18 protein-coding genes are annotated in these 21,315 nt (G+C 38.1%); 3 read left to right on the top strand and 15 right to left on the bottom strand.

All coding sequences use genetic code 11. The features are described 5' to 3' along the window. Positions 1–67 precede the first annotated feature (67 nt). The 13 genes from QM524_RS14605 to QM524_RS14545 form a co-directional block, all read right to left on the bottom strand. Entirely contained in the window at positions 68–1,822 is a 1,755-nt protein-coding gene (locus QM524_RS14605; RefSeq protein ID WP_283345147.1) for a family 43 glycosylhydrolase, read from the bottom strand. 383 nt (positions 1,823–2,205) lie between these two features. Then, positions 2,206–2,532, bottom strand: coding sequence for an RNA recognition motif domain-containing protein (locus QM524_RS14600; RefSeq protein ID WP_166553258.1), 327 nt, complete (start codon positions 2,530–2,532; stop codon positions 2,206–2,208). A gap of 172 nt (positions 2,533–2,704) precedes the next feature. Then, on the bottom strand, positions 2,705–3,616 hold the full coding sequence (locus QM524_RS14595; RefSeq protein WP_283345146.1) for an RluA family pseudouridine synthase: 912 nt from the start codon (positions 3,614–3,616) through the stop codon (positions 2,705–2,707). Next, entirely contained in the window at positions 3,603–3,854 is a 252-nt protein-coding gene (locus QM524_RS14590; protein ID WP_095166280.1) for a VF530 family protein, read from the bottom strand. The genes QM524_RS14595 and QM524_RS14590 overlap by 14 nt, the downstream gene beginning before the upstream one ends. 34 nt (positions 3,855–3,888) lie before the next feature. Next, a complete protein-coding gene (locus QM524_RS14585) occupies positions 3,889–5,130 on the bottom strand; it encodes an Nramp family divalent metal transporter (RefSeq protein ID WP_283345145.1) in 1,242 nt (413 codons plus the stop codon). A gap of 160 nt (positions 5,131–5,290) precedes the next feature. Next, positions 5,291–6,319: a hypothetical protein gene (locus QM524_RS14580; RefSeq protein ID WP_283345144.1), complete on the bottom strand. Its 1,029-nt coding sequence runs from the start codon at positions 6,317–6,319 to the stop codon at positions 5,291–5,293. Between the two features lie 165 nt (positions 6,320–6,484). Beyond that, on the bottom strand, positions 6,485–7,978 hold the full coding sequence (gene glpK / locus QM524_RS14575) for a glycerol kinase GlpK (RefSeq protein ID WP_283345143.1): 1,494 nt from the start codon (positions 7,976–7,978) through the stop codon (positions 6,485–6,487). Positions 7,979–8,245: 267 nt separating this feature from the next. Continuing rightward, on the bottom strand, positions 8,246–8,980 hold the full coding sequence (locus QM524_RS14570) for a tetratricopeptide repeat protein (RefSeq protein ID WP_283345142.1): 735 nt from the start codon (positions 8,978–8,980) through the stop codon (positions 8,246–8,248). A gap of 171 nt (positions 8,981–9,151) precedes the next feature. Then, positions 9,152–10,531 (bottom strand): DEAD/DEAH box helicase, encoded by a 1,380-nt coding sequence (locus QM524_RS14565; protein ID WP_166579702.1) that lies wholly within the window; start codon positions 10,529–10,531, stop codon positions 9,152–9,154. Between the two features lie 130 nt (positions 10,532–10,661). Beyond that, positions 10,662–11,912: a hypothetical protein gene (locus QM524_RS14560; RefSeq protein WP_283345141.1), complete on the bottom strand. Its 1,251-nt coding sequence runs from the start codon at positions 11,910–11,912 to the stop codon at positions 10,662–10,664. 22 nt (positions 11,913–11,934) lie between these two features. Continuing rightward, a complete protein-coding gene (locus QM524_RS14555) occupies positions 11,935–13,122 on the bottom strand; it encodes an acyltransferase family protein (RefSeq protein ID WP_095166268.1) in 1,188 nt (395 codons plus the stop codon). Between the two features lie 349 nt (positions 13,123–13,471). Beyond that, positions 13,472–14,482, bottom strand: coding sequence for a hypothetical protein (locus QM524_RS14550; protein WP_283345140.1), 1,011 nt, complete (start codon positions 14,480–14,482; stop codon positions 13,472–13,474). A gap of 264 nt (positions 14,483–14,746) precedes the next feature. Continuing rightward, positions 14,747–15,430, bottom strand: a complete 684-nt coding sequence (locus QM524_RS14545) for a tropomyosin (protein WP_283345139.1) — start codon at positions 15,428–15,430, stop codon at positions 14,747–14,749. Positions 15,431–16,041: 611 nt separating this feature from the next. On the opposite strand from QM524_RS14545, the gene QM524_RS14540 reads away from it, so the two are divergent. Further along, positions 16,042–16,437 (top strand): hypothetical protein, encoded by a 396-nt coding sequence (locus tag QM524_RS14540; protein ID WP_166579605.1) that lies wholly within the window; start codon positions 16,042–16,044, stop codon positions 16,435–16,437. A 265-nt stretch (positions 16,438–16,702) separates the two neighbouring features. Further along, positions 16,703–17,107, top strand: a complete 405-nt coding sequence (locus tag QM524_RS14535; RefSeq protein ID WP_283345138.1) for a hypothetical protein — start codon at positions 16,703–16,705, stop codon at positions 17,105–17,107. Between the two features lie 265 nt (positions 17,108–17,372). Here QM524_RS14535 and QM524_RS14530 read toward each other — a convergent pair whose 3' ends face one another. Beyond that, on the bottom strand, positions 17,373–18,062 hold the full coding sequence (locus QM524_RS14530; RefSeq protein ID WP_283345137.1) for a TerC family protein: 690 nt from the start codon (positions 18,060–18,062) through the stop codon (positions 17,373–17,375). Between the two features lie 213 nt (positions 18,063–18,275). Here QM524_RS14530 and QM524_RS14525 point away from each other — a divergent pair, with 213 nt between their 5' ends. Next, positions 18,276–18,773: a hypothetical protein gene (locus QM524_RS14525; RefSeq protein WP_283345136.1), complete on the top strand. Its 498-nt coding sequence runs from the start codon at positions 18,276–18,278 to the stop codon at positions 18,771–18,773. 93 nt (positions 18,774–18,866) lie between these two features. Here QM524_RS14525 and QM524_RS14520 read toward each other — a convergent pair whose 3' ends face one another. After that, on the bottom strand, positions 18,867–21,272 hold the full coding sequence (locus QM524_RS14520; RefSeq protein WP_283345135.1) for a penicillin acylase family protein: 2,406 nt from the start codon (positions 21,270–21,272) through the stop codon (positions 18,867–18,869). Positions 21,273–21,315 lie beyond the last annotated feature (43 nt).

Genomic DNA, 21,315 nt, shown 5'->3' with positions numbered 1-21,315 from the left:
TGAATCATCAAAAAGCCCGATAAGAGTTACTTTCTTATCGGGCTTTTGATTTTATGAAAATAAAGAATTATTCTCCAACTACACCACTAAGAGCAGATACACCATTTTCATTAAATGCTTCTATGGCATAGTAGTATTTCTGTCCCAAATTCAACGCTCTGATTTGTAAAGATGTTGGTTGGTCGGCATATACCTGATAGGTTTGATACAACTTATCTTTTTCTATGCCCCATCGAATATTATAACCTACGGCATTAGGTACTTTTTCCCAAGAAATATCCACATTCCGTTCATCTTTTTGACGTTTGGCCATCAATTTTTGAGGTGTCGTTGGTGCTTGTCCTAGCCCATTTCCGAATACTCGGATTTCGCCAATGGCAAGGTTTTGAGCTTTTACATATACATGCTCATATTTGATAAAACGACCTTTATAGGGTTTTTCTAGCTCGATATAGGCACAGGGTCTATCTCGTTTTGGTTCCTTAGTAAGATCACGCAGAAGCTCCCATTTTTTCCCATCTTTTGAACCCCAAATTTTAAATAAAGTATACACACTTGTATCAGAATCAAATACATTGTTTTTGTAATCAATATAATTTACCTGCAATGCTCTTACTTCTGATTCTCTTCCCAAGTCGATACTTGCCCATTCGCCTGCTTTGTTTTGTTTGGCTACCCAAAAGCTTTGTCGTCCTTCATCAGTCAGGTTTTTAGCTATATGAATGGTATCTTGCTGAGAAGAAACTGTTACTGGTTTTTTGTAAGAAAGGAGCATCCAACCAGTAAACAAAGCATCGCGATTATCCCATTTTCCTGTTGGCAAATAATGAGGCCAATCTCCAAAACGGGTATTTGAGTACATTTGTCCTTCTTTGTCAAAACCCGCAGGGAACATTGAAATACGTCGTTCCATTGGCCAGTTCACCGCCAACCACGGCGTACCTGTATTCCAATAATTTCCATAGACATCCTGAAAGGTATTGCCATGTCCCGCACCAGTCATATACCCACCAGGACGATAAGAAATGGGATTATAAGGTGCATAGGTAAATGGTCCAAGTGGGTTGTCACCAACATAAGTACCATTACCATAAACATTGTATTCTGTTCCTGGTCCTGCATACTGAAGATAATACTTACCATTATGCTTGGTCATCCAAGCGCCTTCAATAAATGGCTTAATCATATCGGAATGGTCTGGACCAAAGCGTTCCCAACCATGTTGATATTGGTCTAAAAATATCAAGGGTTTATAATCGGTTTTGTCTTTATATGTCAAGTTTCTACTTTTATCTAGCTCTGCTCCGAAGATAGGATACACATTGGAAGAGCCCCAATACATATACCATTTATCGGTATCGGGGTCATGAAAAAGCGCTGGATCCCAAGGACCAATATCTTTGGGTAGTTGAGGCAACCAACGATTAAGGAATTTGAGTTTTCCTTTTTCGGGCTCGGTCGAATAAAAAATAGGGCGTTGTTGAAAAGTCGACTGGAACAAATACAAGGTATCTCGCACCGAAACTGCTGCTGGTGCGCACATATCTTCCATAGGCCATTTGTCGGGTACAACATAGTTCCAGTTGACTAAATCTTTGGAATGCCACCATCCTCCCGAAATAGTTACGAACAAATAATATTCGTTTTTGTGCGTAACAATCACAGGGTCAGCACCCGAACGGTACGAAATACCTTCGTTCATTTGCTCGAAGTTGTAGCGATAGCCAATGTCGATAGGATTACAGTACGTAGCCTGCTTATTTTGAGCCAATAAGGCTATTGATAAACAAGACAGTAAGAAGCTTAGAAGGATTTTTTTCATACATTCAAATTGAGTTTATAAAAATTCAAATCAAATGTAGGATTTTTTCAGTAAAAATATTTCAATTCAAGAATCGGAGCAGGATAAATGCTTCCAGTGGAATGAACTTAACTACAAAACGTAAGAGCACTCGTCCAAGGTATTTCCCTTACACGAGTGCTCTTACTATATTGGCACATTTCATTAATACGCTTTATGCTATAAGCAGTGGGCAAAATAAAATTTAAGATTGTACTTGGGGCTTTCAGGTATCGGCTTTCGGCGGTGGGCTTTGGGAAAAATGCATGTCCATGGTCGTTAAAAACATTTTAACACTCTTTGCCTTGTGCCTGTTGCCTTGTCTCTAAACACATCACTTAAATCTTGTTTTGCACTAATACTTATTATTTCTTTCTGTAGCTTTTACCAATACCTTTAAAGTAGGCACTTGAAGTTTTCTTTGATTTAGAATCCTTCACGCTCGATTGAAACTTTTGTTGAGATTCACTGACAATCAAAATTCTTCCATCAAGTTCACTTCCATGAAGCGCAGCGATAGCCGCTTTGGCTTCCTCCTCGTTGGGCATTGTTACAAACCCAAAGCCTTTACTTTGACGAGTGATTTTATCAATAATAATTTTTACAGATTCCACCTCTCCATGAGTTTCAAAAAGGGCTTTTAAACCCGCTTCCTTCAACTTAAAAGGAAGACTGCTTACATATATATCCATTTGTTTTGAATGATTTTACGTTAAAAAAAAATTAAGTTAGTGGGCAAAATAAGACTTAGGTTGGCTGCATTAGGCAGAAAACCTTCTACTATTTCATGAGAAATACTTTTGCCATGTGCCCATAGCTGACTGCCAAAAACCCAATCATTTAATTTTGCCCGCCTAAAGCATATTAAAACAGCGCCTTAAACTTTCCTGGTAGTGGTGTTTGAAAATTAAAAACTTCTTTTGTTACAGGATGAATAAAGTTCAATTCCCATGCGTGTAAGCCCAATCTTTTGATAGGATTTACTTTTGATCCGTATTTGGCATCGCCAATCACTGGGTGACCGAGATCTTGCATGTGAACTCTTACTTGGTTTTTACGACCTGTTTCCAACTTCACTTTTACAAGTGAATAATTGCTATTGGACTTAATGGTTTCGTAATGTGTAACGGCTTTTTGTCCGTTATTAGGATTTTGTGACGAATACACAATATAGGCTTTACTTTCTACCAAATACGATTCTACCGTTCCATAGGGGTATTTCAACTGCCCTTCTACTACCGCTGCATAAACACGCTCCTTAGTTTCGTGCCAAGATTCTTGCAAAAGCTTTTGAATCTTTTCGCTTTTGGCATAAATCATTACGCCAGAAGTTTCGCGGTCGAGGCGATGTACGATAAAGATACGATTCGTGGGGTTCTCTTTTTTGACGTGATCACTCAAAATTGAGTAGGCCGTTTGGTCCTTTTCACGATCAGTTGCAATCGACAACAAACCTGCTTCTTTGTTGATAACAATCAAATATTGGTCTTCAAAAATAACATTAAGTCCTTTGTAAGGTTTTTCTTGATGCGATTTCAAAGCCTTAATTTGTACTTCCTGCCCTGCCACCAAAGGGTGGTTAAATTGAGAAATGGCTTTGCCATCGACTAATACTTGTTTGTCACGAAGAAGACTCTTGATATTGATTCTACTTTTATGTGGCATCTTGGCAATCAGGAACACCATCAATTCGGTATTTTCGGTTACCTGAAATTTTGCCTCCGAAGATTTTGAAGGAGCACCCTCAGGTTTGGGACTCCATTTATTTGGTTTCATGGACATTACTTTTACGCTCAATCTCTCTGACTGTTTTTATATACAACTCCTCGACTTTTTGTCTAGCCCAAGGCGTTTTACGCAAAAACTTCAAACTCGATTTTACACTTGGTTCAAAATTAAAACAGCGTATTTCAATGAGTTGCCCCAATTGACTCCAGCCATAATAAGCCACCAAATGATTAATGATCATTTCGAGCGTGATGCCATGTAAGGGATTATTTACTTGCTGATTCATAAGTACAAAGGTATGAATATTTTAGCGAATCGCCTTACAACATTACTAATGCTACAGCTGCTAATGTCATAACCAACATGGTAAGTGCTCCCATTAGGTTATCCAATCGAGTATTGACAAATCGTCCCATAATCGTTTTGTTATTACTGATATGCAAAATAATAGCAATCAAAATGGGGGCAATCATCCCGTATAAAACCGCGGTATAAATCAAGGCTTTGATAGGACTAATTCCTATAATATTGACAAAAAGTCCAACAAGCATCGAAACGATTAGCGTAATATAAAAACCCTTTGCTTCATGAAATTTTTTATCTAAACCTTCTTGCCAATCAAAAGCCTCCGCAATCATATAGCTCAAGGCCCCCGAAAGCACAGGCACCGCCAACAAACCTGTTCCAATTACACCAACTGCAAACAACAAATAGGCATTGTCTCCAGCCAAAGGTTGTAATGCACGGGCGGCTTCTTCCACAGTATCTACATGAAAAATGCCTGCTTGAAACAATACTACACCTGTTGTAAGGATGATGAAAAAGAAAACTACATTGGTCAATAGCATTCCCCAACGAACATCGCTTTGCATAGAATGAATTACCCGTTTGTCTACAACCAAATGACGTTGTTGGATTTCTTCGACTTCCATGGAGGCTTGCCAAAAGAATAAATACGGGGAAATAGTAGTCCCCAAAATACCTACCAAGGCAACAAAATAGTCGGATGAATATTCAATTTTAGGAATTAAGGTGTCATGCAAAACAGATAACCAATTGATTTTTAACATAAAAGGAATTGCAATATAGCTAAACAACACAATACAGAGCCATTTGAGAATCATCGCAATACGACGATAAGATAAAAAGACAATGCCAAGTATAAGTAAAGTCGTAAAGCTAATCGAGCAAATAAAAACAGGTATTTCAGGAAAAATCAAATGTCCAACCGCTCCCATTCCCGCAATATCTGCCCCAATATTAAGAATGATAGAAGGAATACTGACCAGTAAAATCAGATATAAAATGTAAGGAGGATAGTATTTTTTGATAGTCCCCATAAGTCCCTTCCCTGCTACCAGACCAATTCTGGCACACATTTCCTGAATAGATACCATCAGAGGATAGGTTACAATGGCTGTCCACAGCAACTTGGTACCAAATTGTGCCCCTGCTTGTGAGTATGTTGCAATACCAGAAGGATCATCATCGCTAGCACCTGTGATTAAACCTGGGCCTAGAACTTTCCAAAATGAGATTATTTTTTTCTTAAAGGTCGTCATTGGGTTTTGTATTAAATGTCTCAGACAGTACGGTAATTTATAAAATATCTATGGGAGAAAGCTTCTTTTGTCATGAATTTAAATAAAACAAAAAGGTCGACTGATTTAGTCGACCTTAATATTAGAAGTAAAAATTGTCAAAGGCTTAAAGAATGTTGAATTATGGCAAATTCAACAAGAAACCTATGGTAAAGTTGGCATCCCAGTCAAACACAAACTTTTTACAGCCCGTTGTTTCGGCAACAGCTTTGTAGATATTCAACCCAGCTTTTGACTTAGCATTATCTAGTTTATAAGCCGAAGGAGCATCCAATACGGTATAACGTTCGGTTCCTTTGCGAACAGCTTTAGCCAATTCGAATGGTACACCACCAATGATAAAACACGTTTCACGGTTTTCAGAAGGAATTTGCTTTGACTTAGCCGAGATTTCTTTGGCTACAGTTTCATCATCGATACTATTTTGAAAATACTTCGCGCCATACGATTCTAAAGAACGAATAGCAGAGCCTTCATGCCAAGAAATCTTGGTATTTGCCGAGCCAATATCAACCACGAAAGAGTTGTCTGCAAATTCTTTTGGCTGAACCACTTTCAAGCCTAAGACACCTTCTTGTTCTGGAGTTACAGTATTAACATAGTAATTGAGCGATTTGAGTGCTTTAATAATACGTTGAGTAATCTCTGCTTTCAAAGCTCCCGAGCTAACGACAAAATGAATTTCTTTGCCTCCAACACCGTAATCTAGCATATTTCCGATGTACTTTTTCAAACCAGTTCGTACATCTTCATCGGTAGCCATATTCTCAGTTACAAGGCTATTACCAAATTCGGCTTTTTCAAGCTTCCAGTTTTTATCTTTATCGATACGAACAATGAATGAGTTAAAACCACTTGCTCCCAACTCTACCACGCCTTTGAGCTTACCAGCAATCGGTACAGGTGCTGTATACTCAAAAGAGGCTTTGGTCGTTGAGGTAACCTCATCGTTACTATTACTACTTGCTTCGCTCGAACTATTTTCTTCGGCAGGCAAAGTACTAGAAGTTGTCGATGCTGTTTGAGTCGAATCTGTTGTCTTGAATTTTTTGAGTAACTCCTGTCCTCCCAACTTAGAGAATCCAAAATAAAAAGCCGCTACTACAAGGGCTGTGATAATCAATCTACCAGCTACTGTAAGACGTTGCATAGGAATAAGGTTTTGATTTTGAAAAATATGAGCTTGTTGCCCAGTATGGTTTTGCAATACTACAAGATACAAAATCGTTTGGCAAAGCTTTTAGTTTTTTCGGTTAAAAATAAAGATAGTTGGCCAAATGATAGGCTGAATCCTTTTTAAAACCCTTTCCTTATTTTACTCTTCCCATTCAAAACTACGCGTAACCGCTTTTTTCCAGTAATGATATAGTTTTTCACGTTGTTCTGACGGCATATCAGGATTCCAAGTATGAGCTATACCCCAGTTTTGCTTCAAATCATTCAAATCTTGCCAGTATCCTACGGCCAAACCAGCCGCATAAGCAGCACCCAAAGCAGTGGTTTCGATCATGGCAGGACATACAACGGGTACATCCAACATATCTGACTGAAACTGCATTAGCATTTCGTTTACGACCATTCCCCCATCAACACGTAATGATGATATTTCGATTTTGGCATCTTTTTCCATGGATTCCAACACTTCCAAAGTTTGAAAAGCTGTAGCTTCCAAGGCTGCACGGGCGATATGCCCTTTGTTGACATAGCGCGTCAAACCTGCGATAATACCACGAGCATCGGCTTTCCAATAAGGAGCATATAGCCCCGAAAATGCTGGAACAAAGTAACATCCGCCATTATCTTCTACTGATTTAGCGAGGTCTTCTATATCTGAGCTTTTTTCAATAATTCCTAGATTATCTCTTAACCATTGTACCAAAGCTCCCGTAATCGCCACCGAACCTTCCAAGGCGTAATGTACAGGTTCTTTGCCAAATTGATAAGCTACTGTCGTCAATAATCCATGAGTTGAAGGCGTAGGCGTAGTTCCTGTATTGAGCAACATAAAGCAACCTGTACCATAAGTATTTTTGGCTTCGCCAGCCGCAAAGCAGGTTTGTCCAACCAAGGCAGCTTGCTGGTCGCCCAAATCTCCTGCAACTGGAACCCCTACTAATAGTCCCTTAGCCTCGGCATATACTTCGCTACTTGAGCGAATTTCTGGTAATATTTGCCTAGGAATATCTAAAATCTCTAATATTTCATCGTCCCATTGCATGGTGTGGAGGTTCATCAATTGGGTACGGCTGGCATTGGTTACATCTGTGACATGGATACCGCCATCGGTTCCACCTGTCAAATTCCAGATTACATAAGTATCCATATTGCCAAAAATGGCTTCTCCATTTTGTGCTGCTTCACGAAGTCCCTCTACATTATCCAACAACCATTTGATTTTCAGCCCACTAAAATAGGTAGCTAGAGGTAATCCTGTTTTTTCTCTAAAACAGTTTGAGCCTCTCGATGCTTCCAATTCTGCTACGGTATTTCCAACGCGCGTATCCTGCCAAACTAGGGCATTATAATAAGGTTCGCCAGTATGTTTATTCCAAATAACAGTAGTTTCACGTTGGTTTGTAATACCTACAGCAGCTAAATCATGAGGCGATAAATTAACCTTGCCCAATGCCAAACCAATGACTTCTTGTGTGTTTTGCCAAATTTCGGTTGCATCGTGCTCGACCCATCCTGCTTGTGGATAAATCTGTGCATGTTCTTTTTGACCAACCGAAATCATATTACCTTGTTTGTCAAAAATAATAAATCGTGTACTTGTTGTACCTTGGTCAATTGATCCTATGTATTGCATAGTTATTGTTAGGATTTAGGGCAACATTGTAACGTAGTCTATTGATACAATTCTCAAAAGCTATTTTTACGAATATCTTTTCGCTTTATACCAAATTCCTCAAAACAATCTTGCATTATTGATTATAATATATGGGAGATAGTTTGCTTATTTTTTCACAAAATAGTCATATTAAATCTTGCACACAATCAATTTCAAGGAATTAAAGCACACAAAAAAGCCTAGCTACTCATTGTAACTAGGCTTTTTTGTGGTGTTTTGTTGATATTATTTAAAAAAGCCCACAGGGTCTTCTTTTTTAGCCATTAATTCTTGCACATAATTCAAATCGACAAAGCTCAAATCCAGTACTCGGCATTTGTGGAGATAATCCCACGCTTTGTCATAATGTTCTAACTGAAACTCTGCAATAGAATATTTGAGCCAAGCATTGGCATTAGTCGAATCTAGTTTTACAGATTTTTCTAACAAAGCCAAAGCATCGTCAATATCATTACAATCTTTCTTTTCTTTAAAACAAGCAATTTGAACCGTTGCTACGTCTACCATCAATACGGTATTATCTGGCGAAAGCGATAAGCCTTTCCTCAAAAATGCAGCTGATTGCTCGAAGTTGTTTCGTTGGTAACTAATCGAACCTAAGCCCCAGTACACATCCATATTATTCGGATTGAGCAAATAAGCAAGATTAAAGCGATAAGTAGCAGTATCCAATAGACCTTCACTCAAGTACTCCCAACCACGTTCGGCAAAAAACTTACTAGCTTCTTCTTTAGTCGAAAAGTTCGTAATACATTGCTCTACAAAGTCGGCATTCTTAACGAGTTGCTTTTGTAAGGTTTCTCTACTTCCAAAAAGGGGTAAATAACGGACATCCTGGCTGTCGAGATTGGCAGTTTCTTTCTTAGTAATCTGCCTCGAGCTAGCTAATTGAGCTACTTCTGTTTGGGCAAAAGCCTGAACGGTCGAACTCAAAATGAAAAAATAAAGTAACTTTCTCATAAGTGGTGGTAAACGCACTCTCTATCAAAAAATAAAATTTCGAGCTTTCTAATTTAGCCTTTTAGATGAAATGTAATGAGGTCTCTGCTGAGATTTTATTCCAAATTACAAAAAAATAAGGAACTACACTAGTGTGTCGCTCCTTATTTTAACGCATAGAATACCAGTTTATTATCTACGCTTTGTATTTCTTCTTGAAGAACTTGCTCCTGCCTTCGCACCAAAACTACCATTTTTAGGTCCTTTACCCCCTGCTACGATCTTTTTCTTTTGGCGTTCCTGCTTTTCTTTACTCTTTACTTTAATATCTTTTTTCTCGTGAAAAGCTCCTTTAAAAGTAGGGTCTTCCTTCTTACGCTGAGCATCTATTTCACGAAGCATTTCTTGATTTTCGATAAATGGCGTCTGCTCTATAGTTAAGCCTTCTGGTAGCTCATAACGAGGAATCTGCATCTTGATGATTTTCTCAATCTTCTTGATATGATATTCTTCGGCAATGGTCATGAAGGTAATCGCCTCACCCGTTTGATTGGCACGACCTGTACGACCAATTCGGTGTACATAATCTTCATAAATGATAGGAACGTCAAAATTGATAACGTGACTTACCATCTGAATATCAATTCCTCTTGCTGCTACGTCGGTGGCTACCAATACCTGAATATTCCCTTCACGGAAATCATCCATTGAGTTGATACGGGTATTTTGCCCCTTGTTGGCATGAATCACTCGGATTCTTTCTTCAGGAACGACTTTTCTGGCTAAAAATTTAAAGATATTATCTGCTACTTCTTTACTTCTACAAAAAACAATCACACGATTGAAACGCTCCGAATCAGTCATTAACGAGCCTAACAGATTGATTTTGGTTTTGAAGTTGGGTAGTTCATACAATATCTGATTGACCATTTCGGCTGTTGTAGCCTGTGGACTTACTTCTACTTTTTTGGGAAACTCCAAAAACTCATGCGACAGGTTTTCTACTCGTGGTGGGAATGTGGCAGAAAACAATAGATTTTGGCGTTTTTTAGAAGGAATTACCTCCAAAATACCACGAATTTGTGGCATAAAACCCATATCCATCATTTTGTCGGCTTCGTCAAGCACAAGGGTTTTAAGTTCTTTTACCACCAACTCGCCCTTGAGGTAAATATCCATAAAGCGCCCCGGTGTAGCTACCAAAATGTCAACACCTGCTTTAATAGTTTCTATCTGTGTTTTAGGACCTAACCCTCCATAAATTGCCACGTGGCGAATATCCGTATAAGTAGCCAATTGGGTAATGGTAGCATCTATCTGCATCACCAATTCACGGGTGGGTGCCAATATCAATACACGTGGGTGCATACCTTGGGCGTATTTGATTTTCATCAAAATTGGCAACAAATACGCTGCTGTTTTGCCTGTACCCGTTTGTGCGATTCCTAATACATCATGCCCTGACATTACCAATGGAATAGCCTGTTCCTGAATCGGACTTGGGGTCTCGTATCCAGCATCGGCGATAGCATTGAGTAATTGTCTATTTAAATCAAATTCTTCGAAAGTCATAACTTGTAACTTACTGATTCGCAAGCTGTTTTTCTTTTGCCGCTCGCCTCAGTCAATTTTTTGTGAACTGCAAAGTTACGGAAAAGTCTTGCCATCACCCAGTTTTTTCGGAAACTATCTGATTAATTCCCTATTTATGAGCTAGTTCTGGTAAAACTTTCAGGCGCAAATAACACGCGCGTAACACATAAATAAGCGTGATTACGAATGCCCATTGCAAGAGATATTCTAAAGCATAACCCGCATTCGATAATTTTGCAAAACTATCAAAAACTGGATTGTTGTGATACACGTACACAAATGGTTCGACAATCAGGAGAAAGTTGAGCAATAACAGCACAAACAAGAATTTGCCATCTGTATGTTGCCACAACTCAAATACAATAATGACCAAATATATAAACATATAATAAGCCATCGCACTTGGCAAAAACAGCTGCATTAAGCCATAAGTGAGGATAAACAACAGAGGAAATGCTCGTTCGAAAGATTTATTTCTGACGCTATAACCAATCCAAGTTGCTAGTGGCAAAAATAGCCCAAGCCCCAGCCAGTTCATTTTAGTAATATTGACGCTAGCACCAATCAAAGGACGCAAAACAGAAAATAAGTTGGGAGAATATGGGTCTTCGGTATGTTTAATCAACATCAAAAAATCCCAACCAACCAAGTAGTAAAGCAAAGCCAAACTTGGAATACCAACCAATGCCATGCTCAGGATAAACTTAAACTTATCTTTTATCAGAAAAAATAGCGGAAATAAGAAAAAGGCGACGGTTACTTTTAAACAAAGTAATGACAACGCAAACATTAAACCCATACGAAAATCGCTATTGGATTTCTTCCAAATCATCAAAGCTCCTAAAGCAAAACCCCACAACCAAATATCTTCTTGGCCACCTAACAAACATATAATAATAGGCGCTGGCAACATCAAATAATGAAGCAGTTTGGCATAAGCCTCCGATGATACAGTTTTATAATGCTTGTAAGTCAACCACACACAAATTAACTCTCCCACCATCATCAAGGCGACAATCGAACTAGCATGATCGACAATCAATAAAGGTAAAGCAATAATATAGGAAAAAATGGGGGCATGAAATGACCAAAAATCACGATAAACCAAATCGAGATGCACTGCGTGAGAGGCTTTGTAATAAAAGAAGGGAACATCGCCTCGTGGTTCTTCTTTGAGAATCACAAAAACTAAAATGAATGGAATAATACGTGTTAAAACCACCAACGCACTCACTACTCCTACTTTATTTTGAGTAAGCCATGTTTGAAAGCTTGCATATTTTTTCCATAAAATATATTGGGCAACAAACGCCAAGCTCATCGCAATAAGCTTAGCAATAAATACTCCGATAATTGGCATAAGATATGATTTGCTCTAAGGACTAGTGACTAAACTTCACCTTCAAAGCTAATAGTTTTTGTTCTAAAAAGTGGAAAGATAAACTTGCTACCGCAATCGTCAAACCGATGGTTAGCCCATACATAACCAAGTTATACACACCCAGCGACCATGTTTGTTGATAAGGCTGTAAAAGGTTCATAATAGCAACGTTGATTGCAATATGATAGATGTAAAGTCCGTAGGAAATCTTACCTAAATAAGAAACCACTGATTGCTCAAGATTTATAATCGACTGAGGGTTTACGGCAACATTAACGATAAAATAGCAGAAGAAAACACTTAATAATTCAAGATTTATTCCCTTAAACTCGTAGCCTGAGATAATAATTGTCAGTAAAATACCATATACGACAAATTGTACTTTTCTCTGAAATAGAAATGCTAGAATTGAGTGCTTGGTAAATACCAAATAAGCTCCTATTCCACCCATAACCATCATCATAATACGAAATTGACTAAAAAAGAAAAATACATATTTAGGCAATTCGTCGATGGTATTATTGGTAAAAAAGAAAAAGTAAATCAAGAAGATAGAGGCTGTACCTAATATAAAAATAGCAATAATCCCTAATCTGGATTTCCACGAATTAGCACGAATCAACCAAGGCCAAAGGTAATAGAATTGCTCTTCGACGCCAATCGACCAAGTTTGTGAACAGAGATAGGGTAGCTCGTAAAAAATAAAGCTAAGGTTAGGCAAAATCATCATTAGCAATGACAGTCGAGGCCAAAAAGCCTCTGCATTGCTTAATACCTCTGCAGCAGATTGCCAATAGAAAAGTTTGAAATGAGGTAACACCAAGGTGCCTAAAAGTACAATAATGTAATAAATAGGCCATATACGAAGCACACGACGAACATAGAAGTTCTTGATATTGATACTATTGTTTTTGCTTTTTTCACTAAGCAACAAATAGGTAATCAAAAAACCACTCAAGACAAAGAATAAGCCAACGCCCTGTTTTCCTGCGTGTTTGATGATATGATTGGAATATAAATTGGGCAAACCAAAAGCAGCTTTTGCTTGCTCGATATGGTGTACCAACACACTAAAAGCCGCAATAAACCGTACTCCGTTAAGATTCGGGAAATATACTGATTTGGATTTTTCCGTGTTAGGTACTGATGTCGATGCCGAAACTGATTCTGATAAGCGATTTTTAGCCATGAAGTTGTAATTTTTGCAACTTTAAAGTCAACTACTTAGCCGACCATTTGCCTTTGGATAAGGTTTGCAAAATTATAGCTTCTCTAGCTAATCACAAACGAAGGATTGAATTATTTAGGGAAGGGCTTTGCTATAAAAAAAGCGAGAGACATATTATTGCCTCTCGCTGGGGTAACTAAGTTAGTGGGCAAAATAAAATTTAAGATTATGCTTTGGGCTTTCAGGTAACGGCTTTCGGCGGTGGGTTTTGGAAAAAAGCATGGCTGTGGGTAATAAAAAACATTTTAACACTCTTTGCCTAGTGCCTGTTGCCTAAACACATAACTTTAATCTCATTCTGCACAATTACTTATTCTAACAAACCTTTATATCCTGAATCCTTCGCAGGAGGAATATGTGGCGTGGTAGAACCTGTACTTGGAGACGAATCCAGACTAATCAATTTGAACTCACCACTATTGTAAGCTTCAAGCATGGCTTGACCTTTGTCTGTCAAAATACCATTTTGAATATCTACACCATTGATAAAGTCCATTGACAAATCCATCGCACGCTTCATTTCGCCTAGTTTCTTACTCATATCGTCTTGGATGTATTCCATCGACTCATCGAAGTAGAATTTTTTATCAGGATTTCCTTTAAAAATACTGATGGCTGTTTTCAAGGCATTTGAGCTACTTTTTACGATTTCGTATTCAGCCTCTTTCAATTTCACCTTGATTTCGGTTTCTTTGATAATATAATCTGCTGATGATTGTACCTTTTCCATAAAGCTCAATACGGTCTTCATGTTACGTTGTAAAGGCAACAACTTCTCATTCATTTCTTGCAAACCAGCCCCTTCTATCGTTGCCAACGAGGCAGCTTCTCTCATGCCTGGCTTATCAATCATCGTATTTGCCTTGTTAGCCTCCGCAAATTTTTGCTTGATTTGGTCATTATTTTCATTGATTTTCTTATTCAGTTTAACCAACTGACCTGCCAAAATATCGATTTGGCCAGACATTTTTTGACGCTTTTCTTTCAAATCTTCGATATAGATTTTCATGATTGCGATAGGATCTAGCTGAATCACCAAACCTGCAATTTTGCGCATCGTAGTTTTGAACAAGAAAAATGCCGCTGTACGAACATCTTTACTTGTTATCAAAAACACAAACAAACCTAATACCGCCAACAAGGCGCCCAGATAAAGCGTATTTTCAGTTACTTTAATCAAAAACTCAACAATCTTGTTGAAGTAATACAAGCCTACCGCTCCTGCTGCGCCTAAGAACAACAATGAGGTAACACCTTCAGGTTTACTCCAAAATGATTTCTGGGGAGCATCACCTCCTCCAATCTGTGATAAATCTGCCATTAGTTTAATTGGTTTTGGTTAATTTCTATTCGTGCATAGTTAGTTTAGTAACGAGACACGAGTAATTTAAAAGTTTAGAAGCTTAAGTTAGTGGGCAAAATAGAATTTAATTTTTGTGCCTAAGGCATTCAGGTATCAGCTTTCGGCGGTGGGCTTTGTAAAAAAGCATGGCTGTGGTTAATAAAAACATTTTAACACTCTGTGCCTTGTGCCTGTTGCCTTATCCCTAAAACACATAACTTAAATCTTATTCTGCACGATTACTTATTTCAACAAATGTTCTTGTATCTTGAAAATATCAGACTTGATTTGGTCAACAAAGAAATCATGTGTAACCTGATAGCCTGCTTTGTTATTATTGATTTTGGCACTTTGTTCTTCAATATCTCCCGATACTTTCTCAATGCTGCTATTATTTTGTTCTATCTTCTTTTGTAAAGCAATAATCTGTTCGGCCATTTGCTTGTTTTCATCTTGCATTTGTTTTACCTGATTTTGCAGATTGCCCACACGCTCTTTAATAGCCGCATCAGCATCTTTCAGAAAGGCGGCTTTGTCATTTTCAAGCATTTGGACATATTGATTGGCGGTATTGACCAATATATTAATGTCCGAAACACCTCCCATCGTTCTAAAACTTGCCCAAGCGGCCTGAAACTGCTTTTCTTCAGATAAGCCCAAGCCCGACAAGCTCTTCATGGTTTGCATAAACTCAAAATAGTCGGCTCCCGGAAGATTCGCTTTTTCGAGTAGTTGTACAAAATGGTCAACAAACTTCTTATCCGTACTAGCATTCGTCTCTGGTGGTCGTACTACATTCTGACTAACAGGTGTAGCTTGAGGCTCAGGTATTACGCTTTGGCTTGGCGTAGCTGGCGATGATTCGGGGGCATCTTGAATAAAGAAACTCAGAATTTTCTTCCCAATGCTTTTTTCTTCTGTTGACATAGTTTTGATTTTGAGGGTAAAGTATGAATGTAGATTTGTAAAGAATGAAATTTACAAAATCTTCTCGAATTACTTGATACAATATTATATTGTAGAAAGCTGTCCAGTAAGAAAGATTGTAAGAATGGTATGCGGACTTTAAGAATGGCTACAGGGTTTGATGGGTATCATGTAATTTGAAAATTTGATGATTTGAAAATAGAAAGGACTCATTTCTCTTTGTGCCTTTGCTCCTACAAGCCTTTATCCCTTTTCAAAAAAAATATTTTTTTCAATCTTCATGCAACATCTCTGCTTTTGCCTGCATCTTATGGATAGAATTCGCAAAGAAAAGCCCTGCCTTAACCGTTAATCCATATATCCTACCAGTTTAGTCAATATCTCAACAATTTGTACCGAGATTTTTACCATTCAACCGACTAGACGACCGATTATGGTATTTTGTATTGCAAGGTACTGGCTTAAACATATATCTTTGACACAAGAATTCAGCACAACAAGTAAGTAAAAGATTCAAAAACAGTTTTAAAAATTAACTCTCAATCAAAGCTTTTCTTCTTGATCACGTAATCAAGCATTAAGGTTTAACTTTCTAAACATTTATAAAAGTCATGAAAACGTTCGCTCAACTCTTCTCAATCTCTGCATTAACAGTTTTATCTGTAGTTAGTTTCGCAAACAACGACAACAACAACGCAAATAAGACGAAGACGTTTGAAGTTGGCATGTTCAAAAGCAAAAATTCACTAAACATGAATTTGATGCTTGAAAAAGTAACCGATAAAAAGGTAAAGATTATCTTGAAAGACCCTTCGGGAAAAGTATTACACCAAGAGTATGTTGCGAAAAATACCCCTTCGTATTACGGTAAGTTTGACATGAGCCAGTTGGAAGACGGAGTTTATACTTTCGAAATCACTGACGGAACCGAGAAAATTGTTAAGACTGTAAATCTTCAGTCTCCTGAAACGCAAGAAACAACAAGAAACCTGACAGTTAATAAATAGTCCAATCCTAGCGCCTGACGAACGCTATGCATCTGGGCATCGGTGGTCGGGTATTGGTAATTGCCAATAACTGACCGCCGACAATTGAAAGATTACAAGTCATGTAAAACCTCTTTTTTTGAATATATATAAAGGCTAAACCTCTTTTTGAATATATAAATTGCTGAAAGCCACAAGCCAACAGCGCAGTAAAATTCCTCTTTAATCTAATATGCTGAATGTCTGTAAAGACGGTAAGCCTCATTTAAACTTCTCATTCAATAATATGAAAACGCTCTTTAAACCTGTAGTATTAATTTTAATGGCTTTGACTTCATTTGTCTCATTAGCCGACAATAACGACAATAACAGTAATTACACTGCCAAAGCCAAAACATTCAGAATAGGCATGTACCAAACCAAAGGTGCAGCCAAAATGAATATCATGCTTGAAAAAATCATTGGAAAATCGGTAACGATTACCTTGAAAAACGAAGATGGCGAAATCCTAAATACCTCCACTGTTCGTAAAAATACAGAGTCGTATCATGGTAAATTTGATATGTCTGAGCTTGGTGATGGAAAATATACTTTCGAAATCAGCGACGGTCATGAAACGATTCGTAAAACTGTAGTGCTAGATACCTCTAAACCCACTACGTTGACAAGAACAATGGATGTGAATAAGTAAGTGAGTATGAGTGCTGAATTGTGAGTGATGAGTTTTGAGTATAAATTTTTGATTACTAATATTTTACCTCATTCATTAGAATTAATTCTGCACGATTACTTAATTTTTGGGAAAGTGATGAATAAACATGAACCATTCTGAAACTAGGATGATTCTTTCAATTTCATCAAAAAAGCGGTCGAAAATTGTTTTTTCGACCGCTTTTTTGCTACCTGACTCATCTGTAGAGACGCAATGCTTTGCGTCTCTACAGCTAGCCTGCAAATTATTTGCTCGTTTTTCTAATTTGCATCATGTTTACAAAGAATGAAAATGCCATTGAGAAATAGATATATTGTTTCGGAATATGGAAATCTAATCCTTCGGCAATTAGCGTAACTCCAATCATCATTAGAAAACATAACGCCAAAATCTTCAACGATGGATGTTTGCTAATAAAGCTACTAATAGCCCCTGCTACCGCCAACATAATCGAAATAGAAACAATTACGGCGGCATACATCACCCATAACTCATCTACCAAACCCACTGCTGTAATAATACTGTCAATCGAAAAGACTAAATCTAGCAATAAAATCTGCCCAATGATTTTGACAAATGATTTGGGTACTGGTGTCGAACTAGCATGCTCTCCCTCTTCTGTTTTTTCAAAAATCTCTTTGTTACTTTTATACAGTAAGAAAAAGCCCCCTGCAATAAGAATTAAGTCTTTTCCCGAAAAATCTATCCCCGAAACCGTCATTAAGGTTTTATCGAGCTTCATGATCCAGCTAATACCTGCCAATAAGATTAGACGCAAAACTAGCGCAAGACTCAAACCTACCAATCGCGCTTTTTTACGATTTTCGGGAGGAAGTTTATCGGAGAGAATAGAAATAAAAATAATGTTGTCGATACCCAAAACGATTTCTAACACAATCAGGGTAAGCAGTGAAATAAGAATTTCAGTTGTCATTGTTTATTTGTCTGTTTGACAGGAATCAAAGCATAGTTATGATGGCTTTTTCCTTTGCTATTTGAACATGCAAGTTATACGAAAAGTTAGCGCTACAGGATTAGATTTCAGTTAGATTTTGGTTTAACAAATCATTAACACATAGGGTCAAAATATGCAGAATCAGCCACCCGTTTTATAGTCAAATTCTCAATCAAAAATCAACTAAGTGCTATGAAACGTAACATATTTCTTTCCACTATCGCTATCTTGAGCCTAGGGCTTGTATTGGTTGCAAGCTCTACTTTTGCTCAAGGCTATGACCGCCGTGATGACTATAACAGAAATAATCCTTACAATGACAATCGCTATGATGACTATTCGAGAAATGACCGTAGCCGTGAATATCCCATAGATCCTCGTAACCCGTATGATGAGCGTAGTAGAGTTTTTGATACCAGAAATCCTTATGACCCTCGTCCTGTGTATGACAATCGTTCACAAGGTCGTTATAATGACTATGATTACCGTTGCAATTGCGATACCTATAGTTATTGCTCACATCGCCAACAATGGGCTAACCGCTACTTTCCTGTAGATCCGCGCAACCCATACGATATTCGCAACAACCCTAGAAGATATGATTCTTATTCATACAACAATCGCCGAGGACGTGACCGAGTGGTTATTGTTGTACCAGAAAGAGGTCATCATCATCGCCGTGATTGGTAAGAGTTTTGGAGTGAACAGTGACAAAGGCACAGAGGTACAAAGTGTTCTAAATGAATCACTTTGTGCCTCTGTGCCTTTGTCACTTTACGCCTTTTATTGTTTTGGCTTCAATACCTGCTTACCTGATTTAACTTTTTCTACATCTTCTTTTCGAATAAGTTCTCCTCTAAATTTACCTTCTACATACATACGAGCTTGGTCATCGTAATGTTTGCTCATAAAGTACCCAGACTGTCCAGTTGGGTTAATACTTTGTCCTTCAAAAGGTTTTGAGAAATCTATCACACGACGCAAAGCTGGGCCATAACTAACCTTGTAATATCCTGAAGAATCAAGTGGAAAATCAAGATTATTGATTACCTCTTTACCTGCCATAGCTGGTAAAGGTCCTACATTAAAGAGTTTGTTCAAAGGCTTTTGTCTACCTACAGGATGCACGTGCTCGAGCGTGTGAACTTTTTGCCAATACCACGCCTTTTTATCCGTTCCAAGTTGAGCCGCCAAATCTGTATAAGACTGATTTATTGCTGATTGAATAATCTGCGTACGCGTTTCTACATTTTTTGTATCCTTATTATCCCACCATTTAGAAGTATCATTAACGATAAAGTTTTGTAAAGAACGCTTCATAGTTTGAGAATTGATAAACGCTTTGAATCCTTCAGCACCTAGTTCGTCTTTGAAAGTAGCCTCGTACATACGATACAAAAATCTGTAATAAATCGTTGGTTCTATGTCTTCCAAATCGTGTGTACCATCCCAAGTCAAGAGTTCTGTATGTCCTGTTGATTTAATAATTGGAGCAATACTTTGAATCACAATTGGCGCCATAGCGCTTTTATGCTCAGTAATCATCTGGTGCATATCCTCTGTAGTCCAATCATTTTTGGGCGTATTGAGCAACTGTTTAATACGAGTCGCACGATCTGGCGCAACATAGTAACCTGCTACCAAGCCCGTACCCATATCCTCAGGTTGGTTATTGGCAGAGTACACAAAACCACTTGCAGGATTAACAGCATGAGGATTTTGAGAAAAATCTAACCAGCCCTCTATCTCATCTTTGCCACTAGCGCCATCCAGAATCATATAAGGTTTTACATGAGCAGGACGCTTGGGAAGTTTTGCTGATGCCCACCAAGCAATATTGCCCTTGGCATCGCCATACATCACATTCAGACCAGGGAAATGAATCATCGAAGCGGCAGCCTCTGCTTGTTTGACATCGGTGGCATGTGCCAAATCGTAGAAGACTTTTAAAGAGCGATCAGGAAATTGTGTTAATACCCACCACAAGGCTACTGGTGATTTTTCATGAACAAACTTCTTATCAAACTCATTAATCAGAACGCCATGTCTCGACGAGCGATATTGCACAGCCACATCTGGTTTTCCTTTTACTTTAATGACTTCTTTTCTAATAGACAAATCTTCCCAATGGTCTTTAAACCAAACCTGATTGGCATTTGCAGGATTTATTTTTTCTCTATAAAAATCAACATCATCATTTTCAAACATTGTTAAGCCCCAACCAGCTTTGTCGTTATGCCCAATCACAGCCATAGGAATACCTGCGATAAAGTTTCCATAAAAGTTTTGATTAGGATAAACCAAATTAGCCTCAAAAAATACCGAAGGTTGAGAAAAAGCAATATGAGTATCATTACTAAAAATTACGCCTTTACTTTTTGTTTTGCTACCAGCTACAACCCATGAATTAGAACCATGAAACGTAGGAAACGGCGCTGCTTTTTGTAATTCAAGCACTTGATTACCCAATGCCAACAAGTTTTGTACTGACTCTGCACCTTTACGGAACGCTATCTCTTTTTCATTGCCTTTAGTAACAGGGATTTTTTCGGCATTAGTTGCCCAAGTTGTTACCAAATCCTTGGTGTATTCTTCGCCAAGACTTTGTTGAATATAGGTCATCAAAGGATCGGTGCGAAAAGCATCAGCAAAAGAAAAACCCATATATCCTTGAATAATATGTAAATCTAGATTTGAAAAAGGCGTTTTCGGAATTTTCAACAATTCAAACTCTACAGGCGTATCTCCATTTTCGATAAAAGCATTGACTCCATTCACATACGCCGAAGCAGCTTTAACATAGCCTTCATTTTTAGGATACTGTGCGATGGTTTGTTCAGCATATTTTCTAAAACCAAGACTTCTAAAAAACTTATCACTCTCCAAAGCCATATCGCCAAATACCTCTGAGAGACGTCCATCCGCCAAGCGACGAAGGGCTTCCATCTGGAAAAGTCTTTCTTGTGCATGCACATATCCCAACGCAAAATAGGCGTCTTCTTCGGTTTGGGCATAAATATGAGGTATTCCAAAATCATCCCACAGTACCTCCACAGGTTGTGTGAGACCTTGTAAATTTATTTCTTGGTCATGATTTGCCACTTTAGACTTGAGCCAGACAAATACTCCCAGCCCCAATAGCACGACTACAATAAGTAGTCCCATTAAGATTCGTTTGATAAGACGCATAGTTTTTAATAAGTTTTCACACAAAATGAAAGACCTTCTTGTC

The sequence above is a fragment of the Flectobacillus roseus genome (assembly GCF_030056595.1).
Lineage (GTDB): Bacteria > Bacteroidota > Bacteroidia > Cytophagales > Spirosomataceae > Flectobacillus > Flectobacillus roseus.
This window is presented reverse-complemented; position numbering and strand designations above follow the sequence as displayed.